At 71.0% G+C, this 26832-nt stretch carries 22 protein-coding genes; 13 read left to right on the forward strand and 9 right to left on the reverse strand.

Going from position 1 to position 26832, the window contains the following annotated elements; translation table 11 throughout:
* Positions 1–163 precede the first annotated feature (163 nt).
* On the forward strand, positions 164–2299 hold the full coding sequence (gene glgX / locus VF825_RS16160) for a glycogen debranching protein GlgX (RefSeq protein ID WP_331115181.1): 2136 nt from the start codon (positions 164–166) through the stop codon (positions 2297–2299).
* Positions 2300–2408: 109 nt separating this feature from the next.
* On the opposite strand, the gene VF825_RS16165 is transcribed toward glgX, so the two are convergent.
* Positions 2409–3266: a polyphosphate kinase 2 family protein gene (locus VF825_RS16165; RefSeq protein WP_331115183.1), complete on the reverse strand. Its 858-nt coding sequence runs from the start codon at positions 3264–3266 to the stop codon at positions 2409–2411.
* A gap of 15 nt (positions 3267–3281) precedes the next feature.
* Positions 3282–4337, reverse strand: coding sequence for a cell division protein ZapE (gene zapE, locus VF825_RS16170; protein ID WP_414695886.1), 1056 nt, complete (start codon positions 4335–4337; stop codon positions 3282–3284).
* 51 nt (positions 4338–4388) lie between these two features.
* On the opposite strand from zapE, the gene VF825_RS16175 reads away from it, so the two are divergent.
* Positions 4389–5180, forward strand: a complete 792-nt coding sequence (locus VF825_RS16175) for a pyrimidine reductase family protein (RefSeq protein WP_331115185.1) — start codon at positions 4389–4391, stop codon at positions 5178–5180.
* 24 nt (positions 5181–5204) lie between these two features.
* On the opposite strand, the gene VF825_RS16180 is transcribed toward VF825_RS16175, so the two are convergent.
* Together VF825_RS16180 and VF825_RS16185 are read right to left on the reverse strand one after the other, a co-directional pair.
* Positions 5205–6377, reverse strand: coding sequence for an alpha/beta hydrolase (locus tag VF825_RS16180; RefSeq protein WP_331115187.1), 1173 nt, complete (start codon positions 6375–6377; stop codon positions 5205–5207).
* Positions 6378–6429: 52 nt separating this feature from the next.
* Complete coding sequence (locus tag VF825_RS16185; protein ID WP_331115189.1) at positions 6430–7500, reverse strand: ATP-dependent DNA ligase; 1071 nt, start codon at positions 7498–7500, stop codon at positions 6430–6432.
* Positions 7501–7695: 195 nt separating this feature from the next.
* Between VF825_RS16185 and VF825_RS16190 the strand changes: the two genes are divergently transcribed.
* From VF825_RS16190 to VF825_RS16205, 4 genes are all read left to right on the forward strand, one after another.
* Positions 7696–10890, forward strand: a complete 3195-nt coding sequence (locus VF825_RS16190; RefSeq protein ID WP_331115191.1) for an efflux RND transporter permease subunit — start codon at positions 7696–7698, stop codon at positions 10888–10890.
* Between the two features lie 13 nt (positions 10891–10903).
* A complete protein-coding gene (locus tag VF825_RS16195; RefSeq protein ID WP_331115193.1) occupies positions 10904–11362 on the forward strand; it encodes a hypothetical protein in 459 nt (152 codons plus the stop codon).
* Complete coding sequence (locus tag VF825_RS16200) at positions 11359–14526, forward strand: efflux RND transporter permease subunit (RefSeq protein WP_331115196.1); 3168 nt, start codon at positions 11359–11361, stop codon at positions 14524–14526. The genes VF825_RS16195 and VF825_RS16200 overlap by 4 nt, the downstream gene beginning before the upstream one ends.
* 308 nt (positions 14527–14834) lie before the next feature.
* A complete protein-coding gene (locus tag VF825_RS16205) occupies positions 14835–15695 on the forward strand; it encodes a hypothetical protein (RefSeq protein ID WP_331115199.1) in 861 nt (286 codons plus the stop codon).
* Between the two features lie 63 nt (positions 15696–15758).
* On the opposite strand, the gene VF825_RS16210 is transcribed toward VF825_RS16205, so the two are convergent.
* Positions 15759–17078: a glycosyltransferase gene (locus VF825_RS16210; RefSeq protein ID WP_331115201.1), complete on the reverse strand. Its 1320-nt coding sequence runs from the start codon at positions 17076–17078 to the stop codon at positions 15759–15761.
* A 208-nt stretch (positions 17079–17286) separates the two neighbouring features.
* Between VF825_RS16210 and VF825_RS16215 the strand changes: the two genes are divergently transcribed.
* A complete protein-coding gene (locus VF825_RS16215; protein ID WP_331115204.1) occupies positions 17287–18360 on the forward strand; it encodes a sodium:calcium antiporter in 1074 nt (357 codons plus the stop codon).
* Positions 18361–18551: 191 nt separating this feature from the next.
* A complete protein-coding gene (locus tag VF825_RS16220; protein ID WP_331115206.1) occupies positions 18552–19253 on the forward strand; it encodes a type 1 glutamine amidotransferase domain-containing protein in 702 nt (233 codons plus the stop codon).
* Positions 19254–19794: 541 nt separating this feature from the next.
* Here the strand turns inward: VF825_RS16220 and VF825_RS16225 are convergent.
* On the reverse strand, positions 19795–20499 hold the full coding sequence (locus VF825_RS16225; RefSeq protein ID WP_331115208.1) for an RraA family protein: 705 nt from the start codon (positions 20497–20499) through the stop codon (positions 19795–19797).
* A gap of 317 nt (positions 20500–20816) precedes the next feature.
* Here VF825_RS16225 and VF825_RS16230 point away from each other — a divergent pair, with 317 nt between their 5' ends.
* Together VF825_RS16230 and VF825_RS16235 are read left to right on the forward strand one after the other, a co-directional pair.
* Positions 20817–22052, forward strand: coding sequence for an MFS transporter (locus tag VF825_RS16230; RefSeq protein ID WP_331115210.1), 1236 nt, complete (start codon positions 20817–20819; stop codon positions 22050–22052).
* Between the two features lie 78 nt (positions 22053–22130).
* Positions 22131–23144 (forward strand): RNA polymerase subunit sigma-70, encoded by a 1014-nt coding sequence (locus VF825_RS16235; protein ID WP_331115212.1) that lies wholly within the window; start codon positions 22131–22133, stop codon positions 23142–23144.
* 41 nt (positions 23145–23185) lie between these two features.
* Here VF825_RS16235 and VF825_RS16240 read toward each other — a convergent pair whose 3' ends face one another.
* Positions 23186–23308, reverse strand: coding sequence for a hypothetical protein (locus VF825_RS16240; RefSeq protein WP_331115214.1), 123 nt, complete (start codon positions 23306–23308; stop codon positions 23186–23188).
* 210 nt (positions 23309–23518) lie between these two features.
* On the opposite strand from VF825_RS16240, the gene VF825_RS16245 reads away from it, so the two are divergent.
* A complete protein-coding gene (locus tag VF825_RS16245; protein ID WP_331115216.1) occupies positions 23519–23809 on the forward strand; it encodes a hypothetical protein in 291 nt (96 codons plus the stop codon).
* Between the two features lie 28 nt (positions 23810–23837).
* On the opposite strand, the gene ligD is transcribed toward VF825_RS16245, so the two are convergent.
* Entirely contained in the window at positions 23838–24878 is a 1041-nt protein-coding gene (gene ligD / locus VF825_RS16250) for a non-homologous end-joining DNA ligase (RefSeq protein WP_331115218.1), read from the reverse strand.
* A gap of 125 nt (positions 24879–25003) precedes the next feature.
* Between ligD and VF825_RS16255 the strand changes: the two genes are divergently transcribed.
* Together VF825_RS16255 and msrB are read left to right on the forward strand one after the other, a co-directional pair.
* Positions 25004–25195: a hypothetical protein gene (locus tag VF825_RS16255; RefSeq protein WP_331115220.1), complete on the forward strand. Its 192-nt coding sequence runs from the start codon at positions 25004–25006 to the stop codon at positions 25193–25195.
* A gap of 135 nt (positions 25196–25330) precedes the next feature.
* Positions 25331–25750 carry a peptide-methionine (R)-S-oxide reductase MsrB gene (msrB, locus tag VF825_RS16260; protein WP_331115222.1) on the forward strand — a complete coding sequence of 140 codons (420 nt, stop codon included), beginning with the start codon at positions 25331–25333 and terminating at the stop codon, positions 25748–25750.
* Between the two features lie 57 nt (positions 25751–25807).
* Here the strand turns inward: msrB and VF825_RS16265 are convergent, their stop codons facing one another.
* Positions 25808–26443: a maleylpyruvate isomerase N-terminal domain-containing protein gene (locus tag VF825_RS16265; protein WP_331115224.1), complete on the reverse strand. Its 636-nt coding sequence runs from the start codon at positions 26441–26443 to the stop codon at positions 25808–25810.
* Positions 26444–26832 lie beyond the last annotated feature (389 nt).

Consider the following 26832-nt stretch of genomic DNA (forward strand, 5'->3'; position numbering starts at 1 on the left):
GGCCGCACGGCCGGGCCCGGCGGCGCCACGGGCGCCGCGCACCCGGCATACCCGGGCAGCGCCCCTGTCGGTCCACGTAACGGAGCCGTCACCCACGAACCGGGCGCTTCGGGACACAATGGGGCCACCACATCCCGTGGCACCGCCTGACGCGAAGGACCTCATGGACATCTGGCCGGGCAAGCCCTATCCCCTCGGGGCCACCTTCGACGGCAGCGGCGTGAACTTCGCCGTCTTCTCCGAGGTCGCCGAGCGCGTCGAGCTGTGCCTCGTCGGCGACGACGACACCGAGACCCGCATCGACCTGCGCGAGGTCGACGGCTACGTCTGGCACGGCTACGTGCCGAGCGTGCAGCCCGGCCAGCGCTACGGGTTCCGGGTGCACGGGCCGTACGACCCCGAGAACGGCGACCGGTGCAACCCGGCCAAGCTGCTGCTCGACCCCTACGCCAAGGCCATCGACGGTCAGATCGACGGTGACGAGGCGCTGTTCTCCTACCGCTTCGGCGAGCCCGAGGTGTTCAACGAGGACGACTCCCTCGGCCACACCATGCTCTCCGTGGTGACCAACCCGTGGTTCGACTGGGGCCACGACCGCCCGCCGGCGCACGAGTACCACGACAGCGTGATCTACGAGGCCCACGTCAAGGGCCTGACGATGACCCACCCGGACGTGCCGGACGCGATCCGCGGGACCTACGCCGCGATCGGCCACCCCGCGGTGGTCGAGCACCTCAAGGGCCTGGGCGTCACCGCGATCGAGCTCATGCCCGTGCACCAGTTCGTCCAGGACACCACCCTGGCCGAGAAGGGCCTGTCCAACTACTGGGGCTACAACACCATCGGCTTCCTCGCCCCGCACAACGCGTATGCCGCGACCGGCACCCGCGGCCAGCAGGTCACCGAGTTCAAGTCCATGGTCAAGGCGCTGCACGAGGCCGACATCGAGGTCATCCTCGACGTCGTCTACAACCACACCGCCGAGGGCAATGAGCAGGGCCCGACGATCGCCTTCCGCGGGCTGGACAACGCGTCGTACTACCGCCTCGTCGACGACAACAAGGCGCACTACTACGACACCACGGGCACCGGCAACAGCCTGCTGATGCGCAACCCGCACGTGCTGCAGCTGATCATGGACTCGCTGCGCTACTGGGTGCTGGAGATGCACGTCGACGGCTTCCGCTTCGACCTCGCGGCGACGCTGGCCCGCCAGTTCCACGAGGTCGACCGGCTGTCGGCGTTCTTCGACCTGGTGCAGCAGGACCCGGTGGTCAGCCAGGTCAAGCTCATCGCCGAGCCGTGGGACGTCGGCGACGGCGGCTACCAGGTCGGCAACTTCCCCCCGCTGTGGACCGAGTGGAACGGCAAGTACCGCGACACCGTGCGCGACTTCTGGCGGGGCGACCCGGCGACGCTGGGCGAGTTCGCCTCGCGCATCACGGGGTCCAGCGACCTCTACGAGCAGTCCGCGCGCAAACCGATCGCCTCGATCAACTTCGTCACCGCCCATGACGGGTTCACCCTGCGCGACCTGGTCTCCTACAACGAGAAGCACAACGAGGCCAACGGCGAGGACAACAACGACGGCGAGAGCCACAACCGGTCGTGGAACTGCGGCGTCGAGGGCGAGACCGACGACCCCGAGGTCAACGCCCTGCGCGCCCAGCAGCAGCGCAACTTCCTGGCCACCCTGCTGCTCAGCCAGGGCGTGCCGATGATCGCCCATGGCGACGAGGTCGGGCGCACCCAGCACGGCAACAACAACGCCTACTGCCAGGACAGCGAGTTGGCCTGGATCGACTGGGACCTCGACGCCGAGCGCAACGACCTGCTGGCGTTCACCTCGCGCCTGGTGCAGCTGCGCAAGAACCACCCGGTCTTCCGCCGGCGCCGGTTCTTCGCCGGTGACGCGGCCCACGGTGGGCGCAGCGAGCTCGGCGACATCGAGTGGTTCGCCCCGCAGGGCACCGAGATGGACGAGCTCGACTGGCGCAACGGCTACGCGCGCAGCCTCATGGTGTTCCTCAACGGCGAGGCGATCCCCGAGCCGGACCGCCTCGGCCGGCCGATCGTCGACCAGCACTTCCTGCTGCTGTTCAACGCCCACAGCGAGCCGGTGGACTTCACCCTGCCCCCGGGTGACTACGGCGCCGAGTGGGAGGTGGTGCTCGACACCACCGACCCGGTCGAGCCCGCCGAGCAGCCGATGTGGGAGGCCAAGTCGGCGCACCCGGTCGCCGGTCGCGCCATCGTCGTGCTGCGCACGCCGGAGCCGGAGCCCGAGCCCCGGTCCTGAGCCGGCCGCCCGCCCCCGGTATGCCGGGTGGCGGGCCCGGGCTCCCTGTCCGCCACCGGCCACGGCAGCCGCCGAGGTCGGTGCGAGGGGCCGGTGCGATGACCGGCGCTCAGGTGGCGGCCAGGCGGGCCCTCTCGGCGGCGACGTCGAAGTCGGCCGTCGGCCACTGCGGGTCCATCGCCCGCAGCCGCTCGAGCAGCAGCTGCTGCACCGCCAGCCGGGCGTACCACTTGCGGTCGGCGGGGACGACGTACCACGGCGCCACGTCCGTGGAGCAGCGCTCCAGGGCCACCTGGTAGGCCTGCATGTAGTCGTCCCACAGCTTGCGCTCGTCGGTGTCGCCGGGGTTGTACTTCCAGTGCTTGTCCGGCCGGTCCAGGCGCGACATCAGGCGCAGCTTCTGCTCCCCCGGGGAGATGTTGAGCATGACCTTGACGATCTCGGTGCCCCCGGCGCTGACCTGAGCCTCAAAGGCGTTGATCTGCTCGTAGCGTGCAGACCAGACCGCCTCGGGCACCAGGCGGCGCACGCGCACGATGAGCACGTCCTCGTAGTGCGAGCGGTCGAACACCCCGATCTGCCCGGCATGCGGCAGCGCCTTGTGGATGCGCCAGAGGAAGTCGTGGGCCCGCTCCTCCTCGCTCGGCGCCTTGAACGCCGTGTGCTGCACGCCCTGGGGGTCCACCGAACCCACGACGTGGCGCATGATGCCGCCCTTGCCGGCGGTGTCCATGCCCTGCACCACGAGCAGCACCGCCCGCGTGCCGCCCGCCGTGCCGTCGGCGTAGAGCCGCTCCTGCAGGTCGTCGAGCTCGTCGTCGGTCTCGGTCATCAGCTCGGCGGCGTTGCGCCGCTTGCCGTCGAAACCGGGGGTGGAGGCCGGGTCGACCTCGCCCAGCCGGAAGCCGGGCCCCACCCGCAGGATGTCCCCGAAGGGTGTCGGACCGTCCCCCGTGACGTGGGCCATGGCCCGATCGTCGCACTAGCCCTGCCCGTGCGCGACCTCCCCGCTGGCCTCCCGCGCCAGCGCCGTCAGCCGCGACACCGCGCGGAAGTACTTCTTGCGGTACCCCCCGCGCAGCAGCTCCTCGCTGAAGACCTCCCCGAGGGGGGCACCGCTGGAGAACACCGGCACGTCCCGGTCGTAGAGCCGGTCGGCGAGGACGACCAGGCGCAGCGCGACCATCTGGTCCTCGATGGTGTGCACCCCCTGCCAGCCCACCGAGGTGACCCCGTCCAGCAGCGCGCCGTAGCGGCTGGGGTGCACCTGGGCAAGATGGGCCAGCAGCTCGTCGAAGCCGTCGAGGGCGCCCCCGGTGGCCTCGACGCGGGACACGACCTCAGCCTCGGACAGCGGCGCGGGGCCGGCCGCGAGCCCACGGTGGCGGAAGTCCGGCCCGTCGACGGTGAGCACCTCGAACCGGCTGGACAGGGCGGCGATCTCGCGCAGGAAGTCGTCCGCGGCGAACCGCCCCTCCCCCAGCGCCTCCGGCAGCGTGTTGGAGGTCGCGGCCAGCGACACGCCGGCCTCGGCCAGCCGCGCCAGCAGGGTCGACATCAGCACGGTGTCACCGGGGTCGTCGAGCTCGAACTCGTCGATGCACACCAGCCGGTGCCCGCTCAGCGCCTCCACGGTCCGGGCGAACCCCAGCGCCCCCACGAGGTTGGTCAGCTCGACGAAGGTGCCGAACGCCTTGGGGCCGGGCGCCTCGTGCCACAGGCTGGCGAGCAGGTGGGTCTTGCCCACGCCGAACCCGCCGTCGAGGTAGACCCCCGACCCCGTGGCCGACCGTCGGCGCCCCCACGGCCAGCGCGACCCGCCCGAGCCTCCCGAGCCGCTCCGGCCTCCCAGCGACGCGGCATACTCCTGCAGCCGCTGCACCGCAGCGGCCTGGCTCGGCTGGGCCGGGTCGGGACGGTAGGTGGAGAAGCGGACCACGTCGAAGCGCGGCGGCGGGACGAGCTCCCCGACCAGGCGCGAGGCGTCCACCTGGGGCCGGCGGGTGGACAGGGGCGCCTGCGTTGCGGTCTCCGACACGAGCCCCAGCCTAGGCACCCGCGCGGCCCCACCACTGGCAGGATGGGACTGATGCGACTGCTGCTGCCCCACCCGGACGCCCCGTCGGACGACGTCGGCGACGGTCGGCTGGGCCCGGACGCCCTGGCCGCGCTCTACGAGTACCCCCGCAGCGCCACCCGCGGGGTGCCATGGGTCCGCGCCAACTTCGTGACCACGCTCGACGGGGCGGCCACCGGCTCCGACGGCCGCTCGGGGTCGATCAACACCGGCGCCGACCGGGAGGTGTTCGGCCTGCTGCGGGCCCTCGCCGACGTGGTCCTGGTCGGGGCCGGCACCGCCCGGATCGAGGGCTACCGGCCCATCGCGGCGCGGGCGCAGTGGCAGGACGTGCGGGCGCGCAGCGGACGCACCGACCCGCCCGTGCTCGCCGTCGCCAGCCGCTCCGCCCAGCTGCCGCCGTTGCTGCGCGAGCGTCCCGAGGGCGCCGGGGAGGTCATCCTGCTCACCTGTGAGCGGGCCCCGGAGGAGGCGATCGAGGCTGCCCGCGCGGCGCTCGGTCCGGACAACGTCATCGTCCGGGGCGGCGACGGGGTCGACCTCGACGCCGCCATCAAGGAGCTCGCCGCCCGGGGGCTGACCCGGATCCTGTGCGAGGGCGGCCCGCAGCTCATGCACGACCTGGTCTCGGCCGGCCACCTCGACGAGCTGTGCCTGACCATCGCGCCGACCATCGTGGCCGGCGACCACACCCGCATCACCGCCGGACCCTCGATCGTGGAGCACCTCGTGCCGCGGGTGCTCATCGAGTCCGAGGGCACCGTGCTCGGGCGCTGGGTGCGCGCCGACGCCGCCACCGACTGACGCGCGTCGCCAGCGCCGCGGACGTCACCCACCCAGGAAGTCGGCCACCACCTGCTCCCAGCGTTGCGGGTCCTGGTTCCACTCCTTGGTATGCCGTGCCCCGCGCCACGGCTCGTAGCGCACCAGGTCGGGCCGCTTCGCGGCCAGCGCGGCCGAGGGGCCCGCGGGGACGAACTCGTCGTCCTCGGAGTGGATCAGCAGCACCGGGTGGGCCAGCTCGTCGGCGCGGGCGACCCAGTCGGTCTCGGCCACGTCGATCGGCTCGTGCACACCGACCAGCCGGCGGGCGGAGCGCCGCCCGATGAGAGAGCGACCCAGCGCGCCGACCGGGCCCGGCACCCGGTTGAGCGCCGCCTGGTGGCGCAGCACGTCGGCCCAGTCGATCACCGGGGCGTCGAGGACGACCCGGGTCACCCGGTCGGCCAGCCAGGAGCGCGCCAGCGCCTGGAGCACGATCGCGCCCCCCATCGACCAGCCCACCAGCACCACCTCCTCGGCACCGTGGTCGGTGGCGTGGACCAGGGCGGCCTCGACGTCGCGCCATTCCGACAGGCCGAGGTTGTAGCGACCGTCGGGACTGGCCGGCGCCCCGATGTCGTTGCGGTACATCGGGACCAGGCAGTCGAAGCCGGCCCGGTGCAGCACAGGAACCGCCCGCAGGCACTCCTCCCGGCGGGCCCCGCGGCCGTGGACGAGGACCGCCCAGCGTCGGTTGCGCCCGGTGCCGGCCGGCACGTGCCAGGCCGGCAGGTCGCCCACATCGGAGCGCACGAGGACGTCCTGGCAGGGCAGGCCGAGCGAGGCCGACGGCGCGAGGCCGTAGTAGTACTGGTTCCATCGGGCGAAGCCGGGAGCCAGCCGACCGCGGTCCACGCCGTGCAGCTCGCGGCGCACGCGGCCGGCCGCTTCGTCGAGCTCGAGGACCTGCCCGAGGCGGGCGTGCCCCTCTCCCCCGTCGAGCCAGAGCCCGTAGCGCCCGGGCAGCCGGGTGTTCTCGGTGAGCCCCAGCGTCACCGAGCCGTCGTCGACGGAGAGCACCTGCGTGTCGTCGGGCCGGCGGGGGTCGGGGGTGAGGACGCGGCGGGCGAAGTACGTTGCGGCGCCGAGGCTCCCGGCGGCGGAGGCACCGGCCATCACCGCACCGGCGGCTCCGGCCAGTGCGGCCCCCCTGCGCAGACTCAGGCGTCGGCTCGGCATGGCCGCATCGTCTCAGGCGGGTACGACGCGACGCGCGGCGGTGCCGGGTGGGTCACCGCTGGCCGAGCACGTCGGCCAGGTCGAAGCTCACCGGCTCCTCGAGCTGCTCGTAGGTGCACGAGCGCGGGTCGCGGTCCGTGCGCCAGCGCACGAACTGCGCGGTGTGCCGGAACCGCACGCCCTCCATGTGGTCGTAGCGGACCTCGACCACGCGCTCGGGCCGCAGCGGCGTGAACGACAGGTCCTTGCCGGCCGCCCAGCGGCTCCCCTCGGCGTTGCGCGGCGTACGGGTGCCCTCCTCCTGCCGCCCCCACGCCCACGGGTGGCCGTCGAACCCGGTGACCAGCGGCTGCAGCTCCTCGAACAGCTCCCGCCGGCGAGCCATCGGGAAGGCGCCGATGACGCCGACGGAGGCCAGGTCCCCGTCGGCGTCGTAGAGCCCCAGCAGCAGCGAGCCGATCGCATCCGGACCGCTCTTGTGCGGCCGGTAGCCGGCCACCACGCAGTCGGCGGTGCGCTCGTGCTTGACCTTGAACATCACGCGCTTGTCCGGGGCGTAGACCCCGTCCAGGGGCTTGGCGACGACACCGTCGAGGCCGGCGCCCTCGAACTGGTGGAACCACTGCCGGGCCGTGTCTCGGTCGGTCGTCGCGGGCGTGACGTGCACCGGCGCCTCGGCGTCCGCGAGTGCCCGGACCAGGGCTTCACGGCGCTCCGCGAACGGCCGGCCGGTGAGGTCCTCCTCGCCGAGGGCCAGCAGGTCGAACGCGACGAAGCGGGCCGGCGTCTGCTCGGCGAGCATGGCGACCCGGCTGGCCGCGGGATGGATGCGCTGCTGCAGCGCGTCGAAGTCGAGCCGGTCGCCGCCCCGGCCGACGAGGATGATCTCGCCGTCGACGACGCACTGCTGCGGCAGGTTGGCACGGAAGGCCTCGACGAGCTCGGGGAAGTACCGGGTCATCGGCTTCTCGTTGCGGCTGCCGATCTCGACCTCGTCACCGTCCCGGAACACCACGGAGCGGAAGCCGTCCCACTTGGGCTCGAAGCTCACCGCGGCCTCGGGCAGGTCCTTGACCGCCTTGGCCAGCATCGGCGCGACGGGTGGCATGACGGGTAGGCGCATGAGGCCCATTCTCGCCACCCCGCGCCCGGTCGCGCGGCAGAAACGCCCCACCCGCTCCCCCATCCGGCGTGCCGCCACCGGGGGCCCGGCTACGCCTGCCCCTGCACCCGTCCTAGGCCACCTGTGGGATGGCTGTGAGGCTGCCCCGCGGCACGCTCTGAGGCAGGTGTCAGTCCTCAGGGACGGGGTGGTCGCATGAGCTGGGTCCTCGCATCAGGGCTGAAGATGGGGCGCCTCGTCATTGCCGCGGCGGTCGCGCTGCTCGTCCTCGCCCTGGTCCAGCTGCCCTCGGCATCCGTCGACGTCTACCCCGAGTTCACCCCGCCGACGGTGCAGGTGCAGAGCGAGGCGCTCGGCCTGTCGGCCCAGGAGGTCGAGCAGCTGATCACCGTCCCGCTCGAGCAGGACCTGCTCAACGGGGTGCCGTTCCTGGCCCACCTCCACTCGCTGTCGATGCCGGGCCTGTCCCAGATCGACATGACCTTCGAGCCCGGCACCGACCTGTACACCGCCCGGCAAATGGTGCAGGAGCGGATGACCCAGGCCCACGCCCTGCCCAACGTCGGCACGCCGCCCCTGATGATCCAGCCCCTGGCCGCGACCAGCCGGATCGCGATGATCTCGCTGTCGTCCAAGTCGGTCTCGCTCATCGACCAGTCGATCCTCGCGCGCTGGAAGATCCGGCCCCGTCTCATGGGCGTGCCGGGCGTCGCGAACGTCTCCATCTGGGGCCAGCGCGACCGCCAGCTGCAGGTCCAGGTGGACCCCCGGACGCTCAACGCCAAGGGCCTGACCCTCACCCGGCTCCTGGAGACCGCCGGGAACGCGCTCTGGGTCTCCCCCCTGACCTTCGTGGAGGCCTCCACGCCGGGCACCGGTGGGTTCATCGAGAGCCCGTCCCAGCGGCTGGCGGTGCAGCACATGCTGCCGATCACCGCCCCGGGGGACCTGGCCAACATCGCGGTGGAGGGCACGAGCCTGCGCCTCGGCGACGTGGCCACCGTCGCCGAGGACCACCAGCCGCTGATCGGCGACGCGATCGTCGACGGCGGCTCCGGCCTGGTCCTCGTGTTGGAGAAGTTCCCCGAGGCCAACACCGAGCAGGTCACCGCGGCGGTCGAGAAGGCGATGGCCGACATGGCACCGGGCCTGCAGGGGATCACGGTGGACACCCGCCTGTACCGCCCCGCGACCTTCATCGAGGAGGCGACGCACAACCTCGGAGTGACCGCCCTCGTCTCGCTGGCGCTGCTCGTGCTGGTCCTCGGCCTGTTCCTGTGGTCGTGGCGCGCCCTGCTCGTCAGCCTCCTGGGCGTCCTCGTCCCGGTGGTGCTCGCGGCGTACGTGCTGTTCCTGTTGCACACGACGATGACGACCATGACCCTGCTCGGCCTGGCGGTCGCGGTCGGGGCGGTGGTCGAGCAGACCGTCAGCAGCGTGACCGGGCTGCGCGCCCGGATCCGCGCGCGCGGTGGGCCGACCAGCGGCCGAGCCGGCGCCACGGCGGCGGTCGCCGAGGCCATGGCCGCGACCCGGGCCCCGCTCGTGACGGCCACCCTGGTCAGCCTGCTCGTCATCACCCCCCTGCTCTTCCTGAGCGAGTCGGTGGTGCCGTTCACGCGGGCGGCCGCCGCGGCCTACGCGCTGGCGCTCGTCCTGTCCCTGGTCGTCTCGCTCACGGTCACACCGGCCCTGACGGTCATCCTGCTCGGCGAGCACGAGCAGGACCCGGCCGCAGGCCCCGTGGCAGGCTGGTGTCAGCGGACAGCCGACCGCGTCCTGCCCCGCCTGCCCGAGCGCCGAACCGTCCCGCTGGCCTCCCTCGCCGTCCTGGCCGTGCTGGTCCTGGCCCTCCTGCCGCGGGTGGACCTGACCCCGACGCTGCCCGTCCTGCACGAGCGCAACCTGCTGGTCCAGCTGCGCACGACCTCCGGCACCGCGCTCGGGGAGACGGCGAGGGTCACGGAGCGGGAGGCCGCGGTGCTCAAGACCCTGCCCGGTGTCACCGACGTGGGGACGCACATCGGGCGGGCCATCACCGCGGACCAGGCGGTCGACGTCAACGCGGCCGAGATCTGGATGACCCTGGACGGCACGGCGGACGAGCAGTCGACGATCGAGCGGGTGCGCCGCGAGCTGGCGCAGTACCCCGGCGTCCGCGGCCAGGTCGTCAGCTACGCCCAGCAGACGGTCGACGCCGCGTCGCGGACCGCGAGCGACCTCACCGTCCGGCTGTCCGGCATCGACATCACCACGATGCGCGCCAAGGCCCACGAGCTTCAGGACATGATGCGCGGCGTGCCCGGCGTCGTCGGGCCGAAGGTGGAGCAGCAGCTGACCCAGCCCACCGTGGAGATCGAGGTCAAGCTCGACGCGGCGCGCCGTCTCGGGCTGGCCCCCGGCGACGTGCGCCGGGACGCCACGACCCTCGTGTCCGGCCTGACCGTCGGCAGCATCTACGAGGAGCAGAAGATCTTCGACGTGGTGGTGCTGGGCAGGACGGCCACCCGCGCCAGCCTGCCCGGCCTGGAGGCGCTGCGCCTCGACACCCCGTCCGGCAAGCAGGTGCCGCTCAGCCAGGTCGCCACCGTGCGGCTGGTCAGCGAGCCGACGGCCGTCGAGCACAACGGTGTCGCCCGCACCGTGGACGTCACCGCCGGGGTCAGCGGTCGCGACCCGAACGCCGTCGTCGCGGACCTGCGAGCGCGGATCGCGAAGCTCCCGATGCCGCTGGAGTACCACGCGGAGGTCATCGGCTCCGCCGTCGACGACCAGAACCTCAACCGGCGTGAGCTGCTGTACGCCCTCGCCGTGCTGGTCGGCGCCGTCCTGCTCCTGCAGGCAGCGACCTCCAGCTGGCGTCGCGCGGCGCTGCTGACGGTGACGGTCGTCGTGGCCTGCAGCGGTGGGCTCGTGACCGGGCTGGTCTTCGGGACGAACGGGTCGGTCGGCTACGTGGCCGGCCTGCTGGCCGTCCTTGGTATCGCGAGCCACGGCCTGCTGGTGCAGGTGCGCCGCTACCAGGAGCTCGAGGGCGACGACGACCACGCCGACGGCACGGGCGGCGGTGCCGGGGCTGCCGGTGGCGGTGCCGGTGCCGACGTGGTCCGTCGTGGCACCAGCGAGCGTGTGCTGCCGGTGCTCCTGACCAGCTGCGCCGTGGCGGCCGTGTTCCTGCCGCCCCTGGTCCTCGGCGGGGCCGGGCTCGAGCTGCTGCAACCCATGGCGGTCGCCGTCCTCGGCGGCCTGGTGACCTACGTCCTGACCGCCCTGGTGGTGCTCCCTGCGCTGTACCTGATCACGACGGCCGGTCGTGGGCCGGCCCGTCCGGACGAACCGCACACGGCCGGTCCCGCGAGCGCCGCTGCGGCGCCGGCCGACGGGCGATGAACGGGAGATGGCCATGAGGCTGAAGGCATTGATCGCGGCGGGCATCGTGCTCGCGGGGGCAACGGCCTGCTCGGGGGCCACCGCCACGGAGAAGGCCGCGGCCCCTCCGGCGTCGGTGGCGGCGGTGGTCGGCTCACCCGTCCCGGCGGTGCACCTGTCGGCGGAGGCGGCGAGTCGCCTGGGGCTGGCCACCACGCCGGCTCGTCTGGCCGACGCCACCTCCCCGGACGGCGTGCGGTCCGCGCACCGGCTCGTCATCCCCTACTCGGCGGTGGTCTACGACCGCGACGGCAGCTCCTGGACCTATACGGAGACCGGGGCGCTCACCTACCTGCGCAAGCCAATCACCGTCGACTTCATCTCCGGGGACCTGGCCGTCCTCACCAAGGGACCCGCCGTCGGGACCAAGGTGGTGACGGTCGGCTCCCCCGAGCTGCTGGGCGTCGAGTACGACATCAGCGGTGAGGAATGACCTCCCCGGGGCGCGGCGGGCTGATGCGCCGCATCGTCGGCGGCAGCCTGCGCTTCCGCTACATCGTCGTCGCGGCGGCGATCGCGATGATGACCGTGGGCATCTCGTCGTTGTCCTCGATGCGGGTGGACGTCTTCCCGGAGTTCGCCCCGCCCCGGGTGGTCATCCAGACCGCGTGCCTGGGCCTGTCGACCTCGGACGTCGAGCAGCTCGTCGCCGTCCCCCTGGAGCAGGCGCTCTACGGGCTGCAGGGGCTGGACGACCTGCGCTCGAAGTCCGTGCCGCAGCTGAACTCCATCGAGCTGGTCTTCAAGCCGGACACCGACCTGTTCCGTGACCGGGAGCTGGTCCAGGAGCGGCTGTCCACGGTGATCCCCAACCTGCCCACCTGGGCGGCACCGCCGGTGATGCTGGCGCCGGTCTCCGCCACCGGCCGGGCCATGCAGGTCGGCATGACCAGCAAGAACCACTCGCTCATCGAGATGTCGATGATGGCCTACTGGACCATCCGTGCCCGGCTGCTGCAGGTGCCCGGCGTGGCCAACGTGGCCATCTGGAACGAGCGGCTGCAGCTGATGACCGTCCAGGTCGACCCGCCGAAGCTCAAGGACCACGACGTGACCCTGGACCAGGTCATGCAGGTCACCTCCGACGCGGTCGACTCGGGCCTGCTGAAGTTCTCCAGCGGTGCGGTGATCGGCACGGGCGGCAGCGTCGACACGCCGAACCAGCGGCTGCACGTGCGCAACGTCCTGCCGATCACGACGGCCGCCGACATGGCCCAGGTGCCGGTCCGGTCGAGCGGGAAGACCCCGGTGAAGCTGGGTGACGTGGCCACCGTCCAGGAGACGAACCAGCCGCTGTTCGGCGACGCCATCATCAACGACAACCCGGGGATCCTCCTCGTCGTGGAGAAGCTGCCCTGGGCCAACACCCTGCAGATGACCCAGGGCGTCGAGGACGCGCTCAAGCAGCTGCAGCCGGGCCTGCCCGACATCCAGTTCGAGACCCACGTCTTCCAGCAGGCCAACTTCATCAAGCTGGCCATCTCCAACCTCACCCAGGCCCTGGTCCTGGGCTTCCTGCTCGTCGTGGTGATCCTGGGCCTGTTCCTGTTCGAGTGGCGGGTGGCGCTGATCAGCCTCATCACCATCCCGCTGTCGCTGGTCGCGACGATGTACGTGCTCTACCTGCGCGGCGACACGGTCAACACGATGACCCTCGCCGGCATCGTGATCGCGCTGGGTGCGGTCGTGGACGACGCGATCATCGACGTCGAGAACATCGTCAGACGCCTCAGACAGAACCGGCTGGCCGGCACCGGCCGCTCGACGGCATCGATCATCCTCGACGCCTCCCTGGAGGTCCGGAGCCCGATCGTCTACGCCACGTTGATCATCGTGGCGGCGAGCGTGCCGGTGTTCCTGCTGCAGGGCCTCACCGGCGCGTTCTTCCGGCCGCTGGCCTGGTCCTACACCCTCGCGATCATGGCCTCGATGGTCGTCGCCCTGACGGTCACCCCGGCGCTGACCCTGATCCTGCTGCGCAAGGCCCCCATCGAGCGGCGCGAGTCCCCGGTGGTCAAGGTGCTGCAGCGTGGCTACACGTGGTTGCTCACCCGGGTGGTCCGCCGGCCGCGCCCGGTCTACGCCGCCTTCGGCGTGCTGACCCTCGCCGCCGCCATCGTGGTGCCCCACCTGGGGCAGTCGCTCTTCCCCGCCTTCAAGGAGCGCGACCTGCTGATGCACTGGGTGACCACCCCGGGCACCTCCGACGCCGAGATGGCGCGGTCCACCGCGTCGGTCAGCCACGAGCTCAGGCAGATCCCCGGCGTCCAGACGTTCGGCGCCCACATCGGCCAGGCGCTGCTCGGGGAGGAGGTCGCCGGCGTCAACCTGGGCGAGAACTGGATCAGCCTCGACCCGTCGGTGGACTACGAGGCGACCCTGGACAAGGTCAACGCCGTCGCCGAGCAGCACCCCGGGCTGTTCCGGGAGGTGCAGACCTACCTCGACGAGCGCATACAGGAGGTCCTGACCGGCGGCAAGGAGCCGATCATCGTGCGGGTCTTCGGGGAGAACCTCGACGTGCTGCGGACCAAAGCCGCCGAGATCCAGAAGCTGGTCGCCGCCGTCCCGGGGACGGTCGACGCCCACGTGGACATCTCCTCCGATGTCCCCCAGATCGAGGTCACGGTCAACCTCGCCAAGGCCCAGCAGTACGGGATCAAGCCCGGGGACGTGCGCCGGGCGGCCTCGACCCTGGTGGCCGGCGAGGAGGTCGGCGACATCTTCCGTGGCGGCAAGGCCTACGACACCGTCGTGTGGAGCACCCCGAGCACGCGCAACAGCGTGACCGCCATCCAGAACATCCTGCTCGACACCTCCTCCGGCCAGCGCGTGCGCCTCAAGGACGTCGCGGACGTGGCGGTGCGCCCCAACCCCAACAGCATCGACCGCGAGGGGGGCTCCCGGCGGCTGGACGTCGGCGCCAGCTTCGAGGGCGGCGACCTGGGCTCGATCGTGCAGCAGGTCCAGGCGAAGGTGAACACGGTCAGCTTCCCGGAGGGCTACCACGCCGAGGTGATCGGTGAGTACGAGGAGCGACAGTCGGCCCAGCGCACGCTGTTCGGCTCCGCCGCGCTGGCCGTCTTCGCCATCCTCATGCTCCTGCAGGCCTCGTTCGGCCGCTGGCGGCTGGCCTTCCTCATCCTGGCCACCCTGCCGATGGCCCTCGTCGGTGGTGTGCTGTCGGCCTGGTTCACCGGTGGGGTCATCTCGCTGGGGTCGCTGGTCGGCTTCTTCACCGTCTTCGGCATCGCCGCGCGCAACGGCATCCTGCTCATCAACCACTTCCAGACCCTGGAGCGGGACGAGGGCGAACCGGTCGGTCCGGGGCTGGTGCTGCGCGGCGCACGGGAGCGCCTCTCGCCGATCCTCATGACCACGCTGGCCACCGGGCTCGCCCTGGTGCCTCTCGTGGTCTTCGGCGACCGGCCCGGGCACGAGATCGAGCACCCCCTGGCCATCGTCGTCCTAGGAGGCCTGGTCACCTCGACCCTGCTCAACCTGCTCGTCGTCCCCTCGCTCTACCTGACCTCGCGGATGCGGGAGCTCCGGCGCGCCGAAGCGGCCAGCACCCCCGAAGCGGCCAGCACCGCGTGAGCACACCCGCCCGGCCGGTATGCCGTGCCCCTCACCTGGAGGGGCACGGCATACCTGTATCTGCCTGTGAACGCTGGGGATTCCCGCCCGGCTCGCCCGGATGACGCGCGGGAGCTACGCCACCCGTCTCCACCAGGTGCATGACCCGTGTGCGCTGTCGGCTGACGACCACGTCCTGCTGTCGCCGCACCGGTGGCCGCCCCGGCGGACGATCCTGGGCGCAGGAGGCGCACGCACACTGGTGCACAGCACACCCACAGCTTCCCGGGGGATGTCCGACCGCGGAAATGCACCTGCGAGGAGAGCCCATGCCCAGCACATCGCGCCTACGTCGCCGTCCGCCCCTCGTGGCCGCACTGGTGGCCCTGCCCCTGCTCGCCCTGGCGGCGCCGGCCACAGCGGCCTCGGACACCAAGGTCGTGCCTCCCCCGCCGATGGGGCACTTCAGCCACCCCACTCGCATCGACAACCCCTACTTCCCGCTCGTGCCGGGCACCGAGTACTTCTACAAGGGCACGATCACCGAAGCCGGCACCGTCACGCCGCACACGGTGACGTTCACCGTCACGGACCTGACGAAGGTGATCGACGGGGTCACCACGAGGGTGGTCCTCGACGTCGACAACACCGGCGGCGAGGTGGTGGAGGCCGAGCTGGCCTTCTTCGCGCAGGACGACAACGGCACCGTCTGGAACATGGGCGAGTACCCCGAGGAGTTCGACAACGGCACGTTCACCGGGGCGCCTGACACCTGGATCACCGGCCTGTCCGGGGCTCAGGGCGGCATCCACATGCTCGCGCACCCGCACGTGGGCGACACGTACACCGAGGGCCTGGTCCGGAGCATCGGCTTCTACGACGTCACGACGGTCTTCGCCACGGGCCAGCGGGTGTGCGTCCCGGTCAGCTGCTACACGAATGTCCTCGTCACCCATGAGACGAGCCCGCTCGACCCGACCAGCGGCACCCAGGTGAAGTACTACGCCCCGGGCGTGGGGCTGGTGAAGGTGGGCGCGATCGGCGGTGACAGCCAGGAGCGACTCGTCCTCTCCAGCCTGCGTCACCTCGGCTCGAGCGCGCTGCAGGCGGTCGACCAGCAGGTCCGCATGATGGACCGCCGGGGCCACCGGGCAAGCAACGTCTACGCCCGGACCGCGCCAGTGCAGTGAGGTGGGGCGCCACCGCTCACTGAGCAGGAGGACGGGCAGCCGGCACGTCGTGCCGGCTGCCCGTCATCGGTGCCCCCGCCTGCTGAGGGCCAATGTCTCGATGAGCTCTGCGGCACGGCGGACCCCGTCACGCGAGCGGATCTGCGCCGACACCTGGGCCAGCCGGGCCCGCAACGGCTCGTCCCCGAGCAGCCGGTCGATCGCGGCGTGCATCTCCCCCTCGGTGAACGCGTAGGTGTCCAGCCGCACACCGAACCCGGTCTCGGCCATCCGCTGGGCGTTGTCGTACTGGTCCCAGAACAGCGGCAGGACGACCATCGGCTTGCCGAAGTGCAGCGCCTCCACCATGGTGTTGTTGCCGCCGTGGGTGAGCACCAGGTCCACGAGGGGCAGGATCTTCGTCTGCGGCAGGAACTCCTGCCCCCACATGTTCGCCGCGAGCTCGTACTCCCGGTGGCAGGGCCCGGTCGAGACGACGTAGCGGTGCGGCGTCCGGGAGAGGACGTCGACGAGGCGCTTCATCAGCTCGACGTCGGCGCTGCCCAGCGACCCCAGGGACAGGTAAACCAGGGCCGAGCCCTCCGGTCGGTCCGTGAGCAGGTCCGGCAGCACGAGCTCCGCCTCGGTCGTCCTGACGCTCGACTCCAGGCGGTGCCAGGTGGCCCCCAGGTCCCGTGGGTAGTCCACGGCCTCGGGGTAGACGTACAGGTTGAGGTGCCCCGAGGTGTGCACGAAGTCCAGGTACGGCAGCGCCGGGGCGCCCTGTTCCTGGACCCACGCGTTGAACGACTCCCACATCGGACGGTGGGTCCGTTCGTACTCCTTGCGGAACGCGTCCCACGCACCGCTGTCGCCCGAGGGCAGGCCGGAGAACGTCGGCGGGACCTGTGGTCCGCGCACCTCCAGCGGGTTGCAGGACATGATCCGCACGTATGGCGCGCCGCCGGTCAGCAACGCGGGGAAGCTGACGACGTTGTCCTCGACGATGACGTCCGGCCGCACGTCGGCGACGATCTGCCGCAACCTCGGCTCGCAGTAGACGGCACCGTCGATGAGCGCCTGGAACGTCGGCTTGATGAAGGTCTCGAGCTGCTCGATCGTGGGCTTGCGGAACTCCGGCGCCGTCTCGTGGATGAAGTCCTTCCAGAACCGGCCGGCATCCTGCTCGGCACCCGCGGGCCCCGCGTCCATGGGTGGGGGTGACAGGTCGACGAGCTGCTCCTCGAAGCCCAACGGGGCCAACCGCCCCTTCCAGGACGCCTCGGCCGCGAAGACGACCCGGTGACCCCGCCGGCGCAGCACGTCACCGATGCCGATGCAGTTGTTGGTGGGTCCGTACGCCGACTCGGGCATGAACAGGACCGTCAGCGGCTGCTGGCTCATCGACCTCACCTCCCGGCTCCGACCGTCCCAGTGAACGAGCGTCGCGCCGGCCCGTCATCGAGCAGAAGGACGGGTCAGGTGCCCGCGCTCGGCCGGCCGGGTCAGGCGTCAGCGCCAGGCATCAGGCGTCGGCCCGGTCGAGACAAGGACGAGGCGCGGCGACGCCTGCGAGCCTGCAACCTTTGCGCAAGCGCAATAGGCTGCTGCGGTGAACCTTCTACCGCACCTGCCCCTCTGGGCGGAGCTTCTGGTCTTCCTGGCCAGTGCGGCGACCATCTGGGTGGCTGGGATCCCCCTGTCGAACTACACCGACATCCTGGCCGACCGGCTCCACCTCGGCCAGGCGCTGGGCGGGCTGATCCTGCTGGCGGTCGCCACCAACCTGCCTGAGATCGCCATCACCTACAGCGCCGCCGCCAGCGGCAAGCTCGACGTCGCTGTCAGCAACATCCTGGGCGGCATCGCCATCCAGACGGTCGTCCTCGTCGCCCTGGACGCGTTCGGCGTGGCTGAACGGCGACCGCTGACGTACCAGGCTGCCAGCCTCACCCTGGTGATCGAGGGAGCGGTCGTCCTGGCGGTCCTGGTTGTCGTGGTGATGGGCACGCAGCTGCCCAGGAACCTCGTCATCGCGCGGCTCTCGCCTGACGTCGTGCTCATCGCTCTCGTCTGGGTGGCCGGACTCATGCTGACCCAGCGGTCCGGGGCGTACCTGCCCTGGTCCAACAGCGGAGAGGCGCCCGACAGCCAGCCGAAGCCTCGAGGCCACTCGCAGAAGACGCGGGCAGCCGAGGCGACCCGTCGGGGCGTCAGCACCACCAGAGCCGTTCTCGTCTTCAGCGCCGCAGCACTGGCCACCCTCGTGGGCGGCGCCCTCGCCGAGGAAGGTGGCACCGCGGCCGCCAGCCAGGTAGGCCTGTCAGGGGCCCTGTTCGGCGCCACTGTCCTGGCAGCCGCGACCTCGCTGCCCGAGCTGAGCACCGGCCTGACCTCGACCAGACAGGGCGACTACAAGCTGGCCTTCGGAGACATCTTCGGCGGTAACGCGTTCCTGCCCGTGCTGTTCCTGCTGGCCGTCCTGGTCTCCGGCAAAGCCGTCCTGCCGAACGCGCACGCCGCCGACATCTACCTGACCGGGCTCGGCGCCCTGCTGACGATCGTCTACATGGCCGGCCTCATCTTCCGCCCGGCCAAGGAGCACGCCCGCCTGGGCATCGACAGCATCGCCGTTCTCATCCTGTACATCGTCGGCGTCATCGGGCTGATCGTCCTGCCGCAGTAACCACGCGGCAGACGGGAAGCGTGAGGTGTTCGTCCGGGTTGGTCGCCCCCTCGTGCGCGACGTAGGCTCGCAGCGAGGGACGGCCGCGGGCGGCCGATGGGTAGGAGTGTCCTGCTCCCGTGCCTTTCACGGCAGCATGACCGCCCGGTCCCGACCTCACCGCCCGAGTCGATCGTCTGAGGGAGCAGCCAGTGAGCAGGATCCTGTTTGTCGTGACCGGTGCCCGACACTGGACGTTGTCCGACGGCACCAAGCACCCGACGGGCTTCTGGGCCGAGGAGCTCGTCAGGCCGTACCAGGCCTTCACCGGCGCGGGCCATGAGGTGGTCGTGGCGACGCCCGGCGGCGTGGTCCCGGTGGTGGACCAGGGCAGCCTCGCGGCCGAGGCCAACGGTGGCCAGGACGAGGCAAACGCCCTGCAGGCACAGCTGGCCGACATCGAGCAACTGCAGTCGCCGGTCCGCCTCGAGGACGTCGACGTCGCCGACTACGCAGCCGTGTTCTACCCCGGCGGTCACGGACCGATGGAGGACCTCTCGGCCAACCCCGACTCGGCGCGCCTGCTCACGCAGACCCTGGCCTCGGGCAAGCCGCTCGGCGTGGTGTGCCACGCGCCCGCGGCCCTGCTCGCGACTGAGTCGGACGGCGGCGCCTCCCCGTTCGCCGGCTACCGGCTGACTGGCTTCACCAATGCCGAGGAGAAGCAGGCCGGCCTGGCCGACAAGGCCCCGTGGCTGTTGCAGGACCGCCTGGTGGCGCTGGGCGCGGACTTCCAGGAGGGCGATCCCTGGGCCCCGAACGTGGTGGTGGACCGCAACCTCTACACCGGCCAGAACCCGGCCTCCTCCGGCCCGCTTGCCGATGAGATGGCGAAGGCGCTGAGCAGCGAGTAAGCCGCGGCCCCCCGGTCACCCGGGAGCGACGACCGCGCCTCGAGGGCCGCTTCTCTCAGTCGGCATCTTCGCTGGTCACGCGCCTGGCGCGCGATGGCTGCACCCTCATCGGCTCACCGGGCATCTTCGGGGTGCCTACCTGATATGCGCTGTGCGTCGGTGCTCAGCGAGCGTGCTCAGACGGAGCGCTGTGGCCGAAGTTATCGGGCGAGATTGCTGGTCCCACAACGGGTAGGACTGTGACCGAATGATGCCACGCGTCGGCCGCCGGGGTGGGCGCGACGAGACCATCGACGGCTTGGTCGATGGGGGCGCCGCGCTTCCATCGACCGGCAGATGTCAGGGCGTCAGCCCCCGTGCGTCACTCCGCCCAGAGTGACGCAGGCGCCACGTCAGCCCATTGACGACTGAGCGATAGTCGAAGTCACCTGCCGCGATCGCCGCGCGCGCAGCGTCCGCCCATGCCGCGACGAGGATGAGGCCGTCCACTCTTCCGGCGGCTGGCGAAAGCTCGGGGCGGCACGCCGCCAACCTAGGCCGGTCATTCCTCGATCGCACCGCCGACGGTCCGCAGGTGCTCACGGAAGGTCAGGTTGGCGTTTCGCTTTCTGTTATCGAGGAACGACGCGAACTCGACCTGCTGCCGAAGGATGTTCCCGCTCCGGATTCGCTCCGCTTGCCGCCGCTCGGCGTCGCAGATGCCGTCGGCAACGTCGAGGATCCCGGCAACACGGTCATCGGGGAGGAAGACGGCTCCATCGTCGTCTGCGAGGACAACGTCGCCGGTGCTGACCGTGTGCTCGCCGACGCGGGCAGACGTCAGCGCCTGAGAGTCCCGCGGCGCCAGCTCCAGCGGTCCGGTCGGGATCGCGCCCAAGCTGAACACTGGCAGGCCGATCGCAAGGATGTCCGCGGTGTCCCGGTGTAAGCCCCACACGAGGAGCCCTGCGACACCCGCAGCTTTCGCTTCGGCGACGACAAGATCACCGATGCACGCTTGGTCGGTGCGTCCACCGTTGTCGACGACGAGCACGTCTCCTTCGCGGGCGTGCTCGAACGCTTCGAGGAACACGTCGACGCTGCCGGCGTGTCGAGCGGGCAGCACGCGGCCTGCGACGCGAGCTCCTGCAGCAAGCGGACGCATCCCGGCCGGTGCGCATCGCACCGGTATGTCGACGCGGATGCAAGCGTCCGCGATATGCGCGGTCGTCAACGACACAAGCCGTGCGGCGTAGTCGGCGTTCATGCGCTGACCGTCACCTCATACCCAGCTTCGTGAGCGAATCTGCGCAGTGAGCCACCGTCATCCGGCAATCCTCGCATCGGCTGCCCTCGGCTTTCCCATTCCCTGTCACCTGTGTAGACACCCACGTCCTCGAGAACTGGGCGGTTCGGGTGCGCCCAGTTTCGCGTGCTCGTGGTGTCAGTCTTTTCGAGACGGACTTTCCACGAAGGGGATGCGCACATGAACACCGAGGCGACGAAGGAGAAGACGGGTTGGGGCCTGTGAGCCGCCGCGTCTCCCGCCTCATCGGGGGTTGGCGTACCGGGCTCTCTCGACCCGTGCTCATCCTTCAGGCGGGCAACGCGGTCAACGCTTTCGGCTACGGGCTCGTGCTTCCGTTTGAGATCATCTATCTGCACCAGGCACGTGGCTTCTCGACGTCGACCGCCGGACTGGTTCTCGCGGCGACCATGGGGATCTCCGCCATCGCGACCCCGCCGACGGGATCGCTCCTCGACCGGTACTCCGCCAAAGCGTTGGTGGTCGCAGGAAGTCTGGCGAGCGCGCTCGGTTACGCCGGGTTCGCCTTCGTAGAACATCCCTGGCAGGGCTTTGCCTGCTCCATTGTCAGCGGAGCCGGGCTCGGCGTCGCAGGGACGGCCAATCGGACACTGGTTGTCAGGTTGATCAGGCCGGAGCAGCGAGCGGCCGCCTTTGCGCTGAACCGCGTCGCCGGCAACTTCGGTATCGGTGCCGGCGCGACCGTCGGCGGCTTCATCGTCGCAGCCGCCCCGCAGCTCGGCACATTCCAGCGTCTCTATTTCTTCGACGCTGTCACCTACGCCGGGTTCGCGCTGATCGTGCTCGCTGCCGTGCCGAACCCGCGAGCCGACATCGCCGCGGCGCCGACACACGGTAACGGGACCGGCTATCGCGCGGTCGCTCGAGATCGGCCTTTCCTCATCGTGATCGCAGCCAACGTCGTGCTCGTCGTCGTCGGTCACACGTTCTTCTCCAACATCCTGCCGCCGTTCGCCAAGGCACACACGCCAGTCGGGCCCGCTGAGATCGGGATCATCATTCTCGTCAACACCGCCTTCGTCGTCATCGCGCAGATCCCGGCGGTGCGTCTGGTGGCACGGATGCGTCGCACACACGCGTTCGCGGCGACGAGCGCCCTGTTTGCTGTCGCCCTGCTCGCCGTCGTGCCGGCGACAGTCACCCACTCGGAGCTCGCTGCGACCAGCGTCCTCGCCGGGGTTGCGATCGTGTTGGCAATCGGCGAGATCGCGCACATTCTCGTTCTCGGGCCGCTGGTCGCGGACATGGCCCCAGAACATCTGCTCGGCCGCTACCTCTCTCTCTACACCCTCACCTTCACCGGCTCCCTGGCGCTCGGCCCGGCGACCGGCGGCCTTCTCCTCCAGACCTCGCCGGACGCCATCTGGTGGGGCGGCGCGCTCGCCGCGCTGCTGGCCGGAGCCGTCCTGCTGAAGCTCGGCGACCGCATCCCCGACCCGCTCCGCCAAGCCCCAGCACCGTCGACTGTTGGGACAGCGCCGGAGGCCGCGTGAAATGCCCGCCCAGTTCGCGCGGCGCGCGGTGTATATATCGGCGGAGGCACGAGCCGGTGCGGAAGGAAGGAGCGCACGATGGTGACAGCCGATCTGCTCTCCCGGGCGCGGGCAGGGGATGGCGAGGCGTTCCGGGAGCTGGCTGAGTCCCACCGGCGGGAACTGCAGGTGCACTGCTACCGGATGCTCGGATCCCTGGCCGACGCCGAGGACGCCGTCCAGGAGACGATGCTGGCTGCTTGGCGGGGCTTGAGCGGGTTCGCTGAGGAGCGCGCGTCGCTGCGCACCTGGCTGTACACGATCGCCACCAACCGGTGCCTCAACGCGCGCCGCGCGGCGAGCCGTCGCCCGGTCAGGGAGTGGGACATGTCCAGGTTTGAATCGCCCCTGCCGACACCGCGCGACGAGCCCGTCTGGCTGCAGCCGTTTCCTGACGCGCTGCTCGAAGGTGCCGCCGACCAGCCGCTCGGCCCGGAAGCCCGCTACGAGCAGACCGAAGCGATCTCGCTGGCCTTCGTGACTGCCCTGCAGCTGCTGCCGCGGCGCCAGGTGGCCGTCCTCATCTTGCGTGACGTCCTTGGATTCCACGCCAGCGACGTAGCCGGCATGCTGGAAGTGACCGTCGAATCGGTCAACAGCGCCCTCAAACGAGCTCGCGCGAGCCTGAAGCGCCGGGAGCGGTCGGTCGCCGGCCACGAGCCTCCGCCCGCTGCTGGCTCGCCCGCTGAGGACGCGATCGTTGCCACGTTTGCGAGGGCGTGGGAATCCGCCGATGTCGACGCGCTGGTGGCCTTGCTGACCGATGACGTCTTCATCGCCATGCCTCCGGAGCCGTTCGGATACGAGGGCCGTGAACTCGTAGCCCGCTACTGCGCTCGCCAGTTGGGCGCGGGCCGCAGATTCGACCTCGTGCCGGCCCGAGCCAACGGGCAGCCCGCGTTCGGGGCATACCTGCGCGGCCCGGACGGCGTCCGGCACGCGACCGGCTTCTATGTGCTCACCCTTGCCGGCGGCCGGATCTGCGGCATCACCCGCTTCGAGGCCAGCGTGCTGCCGTGGTTCGGGCTACCGCGATCGCTCCCGAGCCGATAGCCAGAACCGAACCAGCACCGGGCCACGGGTGTTGGCTGGGCTCAGCCCACTACCACGTCCATCTCCACTGCCGCGCCTAGCGTCAGCGCGGCCACGGCGATCGCGGTGCGCGCCGGGTAGGGCTCGGCGAAGTGGCTGTACGCCTGGTCAATGGGCCCTTTCACTTACGAGATGTCTGCGTCGAGGGCGACCCCGGTGATGTCGAGAATCGGTTCGAGTTCGTTCGCTGGCTCGTGCGGGTGGTCGGTGGTGCATAACACCGCGAGACCGGGGAACTGGGCGCCGGAGAGCCGCCCACTTCGCGTCGTCGGCGGTGTACATACCGCGTGGAAGCGCCACGTGATCTGACTTCATCACCAGCAACGGAGTCCGTGATGAAGCAGATCCACATAATCCGTCGGGCGCCGGTCCGTTTAGCTACGCCTGGGCGCACGCCAACGCCCCCGCATCTCCTCGGCCGCTACATGTCGGTCCTCAGCCTGACGGTGACCGGCGGCTTCGCGATCGGCCCCGCCATCGGCGGCGCAGTGCTCGCGTACTCACCGGACGCGGTCTGGTGGGGCGGCGCCCTCGTCACGGGCGCGATCGGCGCGGGCTTTCTCCTCGCCAGCGGTCGCATCCCGGACAAGCCGCAAACCGCGACCGGCAGGTCATCAGGCGAATGAGCGTTGTGCCCACACCGGTGACGACGTCTCAGTCGGCATCTTCGCTGGTCACCGGCCTGGCGCGGGAGGGCTGGACCCTCCTGGGCTCGCCGGGCATCTTCGGGTAGTCCGGCGGGAACGGCATCTCACCCAGCCCCCGCTCCTGGACGTCCTTGTCCCACAACGCGATCGCGGCCGAGACGTCGCCGACCGCCTCATCGATGCCCGCCCACGCGTCGCCGTCGCTCGCGATGATCCCGGGTGCGCTCCGGACGGTGAAGTCGCCGGGCGCCACGTCGGGCAGTGCCTCCCAGGTCACCGGCATGGACACCGGCGCGCCGGGCAGCGGTCGGGGGCTGTAGGCCGAGGCAATCGTCCGGTCTCGGCACGCCTGGTTGAAGTCGACGAAGACCCGCTCGCCGCGCTCCTCCTTCCACCACGCTGTGGTGACCAGGTCCGGCATACGCCGCTCGAGCTCGCGAGCCACCCCGATGACGCCGTGGCGCACGTCGAGGAACTCGTGCGTCGGGTGCACCCGGGCATGGACGTGCACGCCCCGGTTGCCCGACGTCTTCACCCACGGCGTCAGGTCCAGCTCCTCGAGGAGCTCACGCAGGCCCAGGGCGGCCACGACGGCGTCGCGGAAGTCCCGGCCCGGCTGCGGGTCGAGGTCGATGCGCAGCTCGTCGGGGTTGTCGTTGTCGGCCGCGCGGACCGGCCACGGGTGGAAGGTCACCGTGTTCATCTGCACAGCCCAGACCGCGGTCGCGACCTCGTCGACGACGAGCTGGGGGTGCCGACGTCCGGAGGGGTAGGTGCAGGTCACCGTCCGGCTCCACTCCGGCACGCCGCGCGGGGGGTTCTTGGAGTAGAAGGCCTCCCCCTCGATGCCGTCCGGGTAGCGCTGCAGGGTCACCGGCCGGTCCCCTACCGCCCGCAGCAGGCCGCCCCCGACCGCGACGACGTACTCCGCCAGCTCCAGCTTGGTCACGCCGACGTCGGGCCACATCACCCGGTCCGGGCTGGACACCCGCACCTGCCGGGTCGCCCCGTCGGGGCCGGGCACCTCGAGGACCGTCGCCGCGCTCATGCCAGCCACCCTAGGTCCGCGCCCGCGAATTTGCGCGAAATATGCCATCCGGCAACAGAATTCAGACATTCCGGGCCCTAGTCTCCATCGGGTCCCCCACCGTTCCGCCCCTCAGGAGCACCCCCATGCCCGCCGCCTCCGCCCTGCCCCGCTCCTCCTGGCAGGTCCTTGCCGCCTCCGCCGCCCTCGCGGTCACCGGCCTGATGCTGATCGACCTGCCGGCGGACTCCTCCGCCCGCGCCGACGCCGTCAAGGCGATCTTCGCCCAGCCGGCCGGGCACCGCGGCACCCCGCAGGCCATCGGCACGCAGCCCTGACACGGACCCAGATGGCGAGCACACGGCATACCCGCTTGGTATGCCGTGTGTCCCCACCCGCCCGGGAACGTTCCGCCTGCTGACAGGGTTGACCAGACCGTGAGCTGGTTCCGACGTCCCGTCAGGAGGACCCCCATGACCGACGAGCGCACCTACCCCGTCGCCCGGACCGAGGAGGAGTGGCGCGCCGAGCTCAGCCCCGCGGAGTACCAGGTGCTGCGCCAGGCCGGCACCGAGCGGCCGTGGACCGGCGAGTACACCGACACCAAGACCCAGGGCGTCTACTCCTGCCGCGCGTGCGGCGCGGAGCTGTTCCGCAGTGACACCAAGTTCGACAGCCACTGCGGATGGCCGTCGTTCTACGCTCCGCTGGCCGAGGACCGGGTGCACTACATCGAGGACAGCAGCCTGGGCATGAAGCGCGTCGAGGTCCGCTGCGCGAGCTGCGGCTCCCACCTCGGCCACGTCTTCGAGGGCGAGGGCTACGACGTGCCGACCGACCAGCGCTACTGCATCAACTCGATCAGCCTGCGCCTCGAGCCCGGCGAGGTCTGAGCAGACCCGCGTCGTCGCCGCGCCCACCACCCATCGAGGTGGTGGGCGCAGCGTGTGTCAGAGGGCGTTGACCCGATCCGGGGCGCGCTCGGCGCGGGCCAGGGCCCGCAGCATCGCGGTCTGGCCGTGTCGCCGCGTGGCCAGGCGGGCCAGCAGGTCGAGCACCGGGCCGTAGACACCTTCGGGCAGGTCGGCCACCTCGACTCCCACGCTGACGGCGAGGTCGTCCCGGTGGACGGCGATCTCCATCATCCGGGTCGTGAGGTAGTCGTCCAGGGTCAGGGACCACCCGACCCACGGCAGGGTCACGACGCGGTCGGCGGGCTCAGCGCCCAGCAGTGCGGACAGCTTGGCGGTCACGTCCGCCACCTGCTCGGCGAGGGCGCGTGCCCCTTCCCCGGCCAGGGCCTCTCCCCCGTCGCGGATGCCGACGTTGATGTCCGCCTCGAGGTCGGCACCCACCCACGCAACGCTGGAGTAGTGCCCGAGCAGTGTCTTGGGCACGTCCCCGTCGCCCTCCCCGGCCAGCACGTCGGGCACCTTGAGGACCTGGGTCGCCAGGTGGGCGGCGAGGCCACCGACGGTGAACCCCTCGCAGGCACTCGGCTCGGACCAGTGCGCCGCCACCGCGGGGTGCTCCAGAAGGGACTGCGCGGCCCCTGCCGCGTCGAGGAAGGCCTCACGATGTGTCATGGCGCCGCATCCTAGGCACCCCGCCGACGGTGGCCCATCAGCAGAACCCCCGTGTCCGTGCCGGTTCGGCCGTCGTGCGTTGACCTCGGATCCACCCCGGCTCGAGCGGTGGTGTTCTCCTGGGCATGCCGCTGGCCCGACCGTCCCAGGGCCGGGTGTGGGGCGGTGGCCTCAGGTGTGCCAGGTGACCCCGGTGCCGGTGACGGTCGCGGTCCAGCCGCGCTGGTGCACGATCGTGTGGTGCCGCCCGCACACCAGCGTGCGCTTCCCCCGGTTTCTTGGAGGCCGGTGGGTGGATTCGGCCGTATGGGCCGGTGGCGCTGTTCATCGGGCGAGCCCGTCGCCCTCATTGAGCGCCGGACCGCAGGCGGGGTCAAGGCGCTTTTCCT

This window comes from Oryzihumus sp., assembly GCF_036391795.1.
Taxonomy (GTDB): Bacteria; Actinomycetota; Actinomycetes; order Actinomycetales; family Dermatophilaceae; genus Oryzihumus.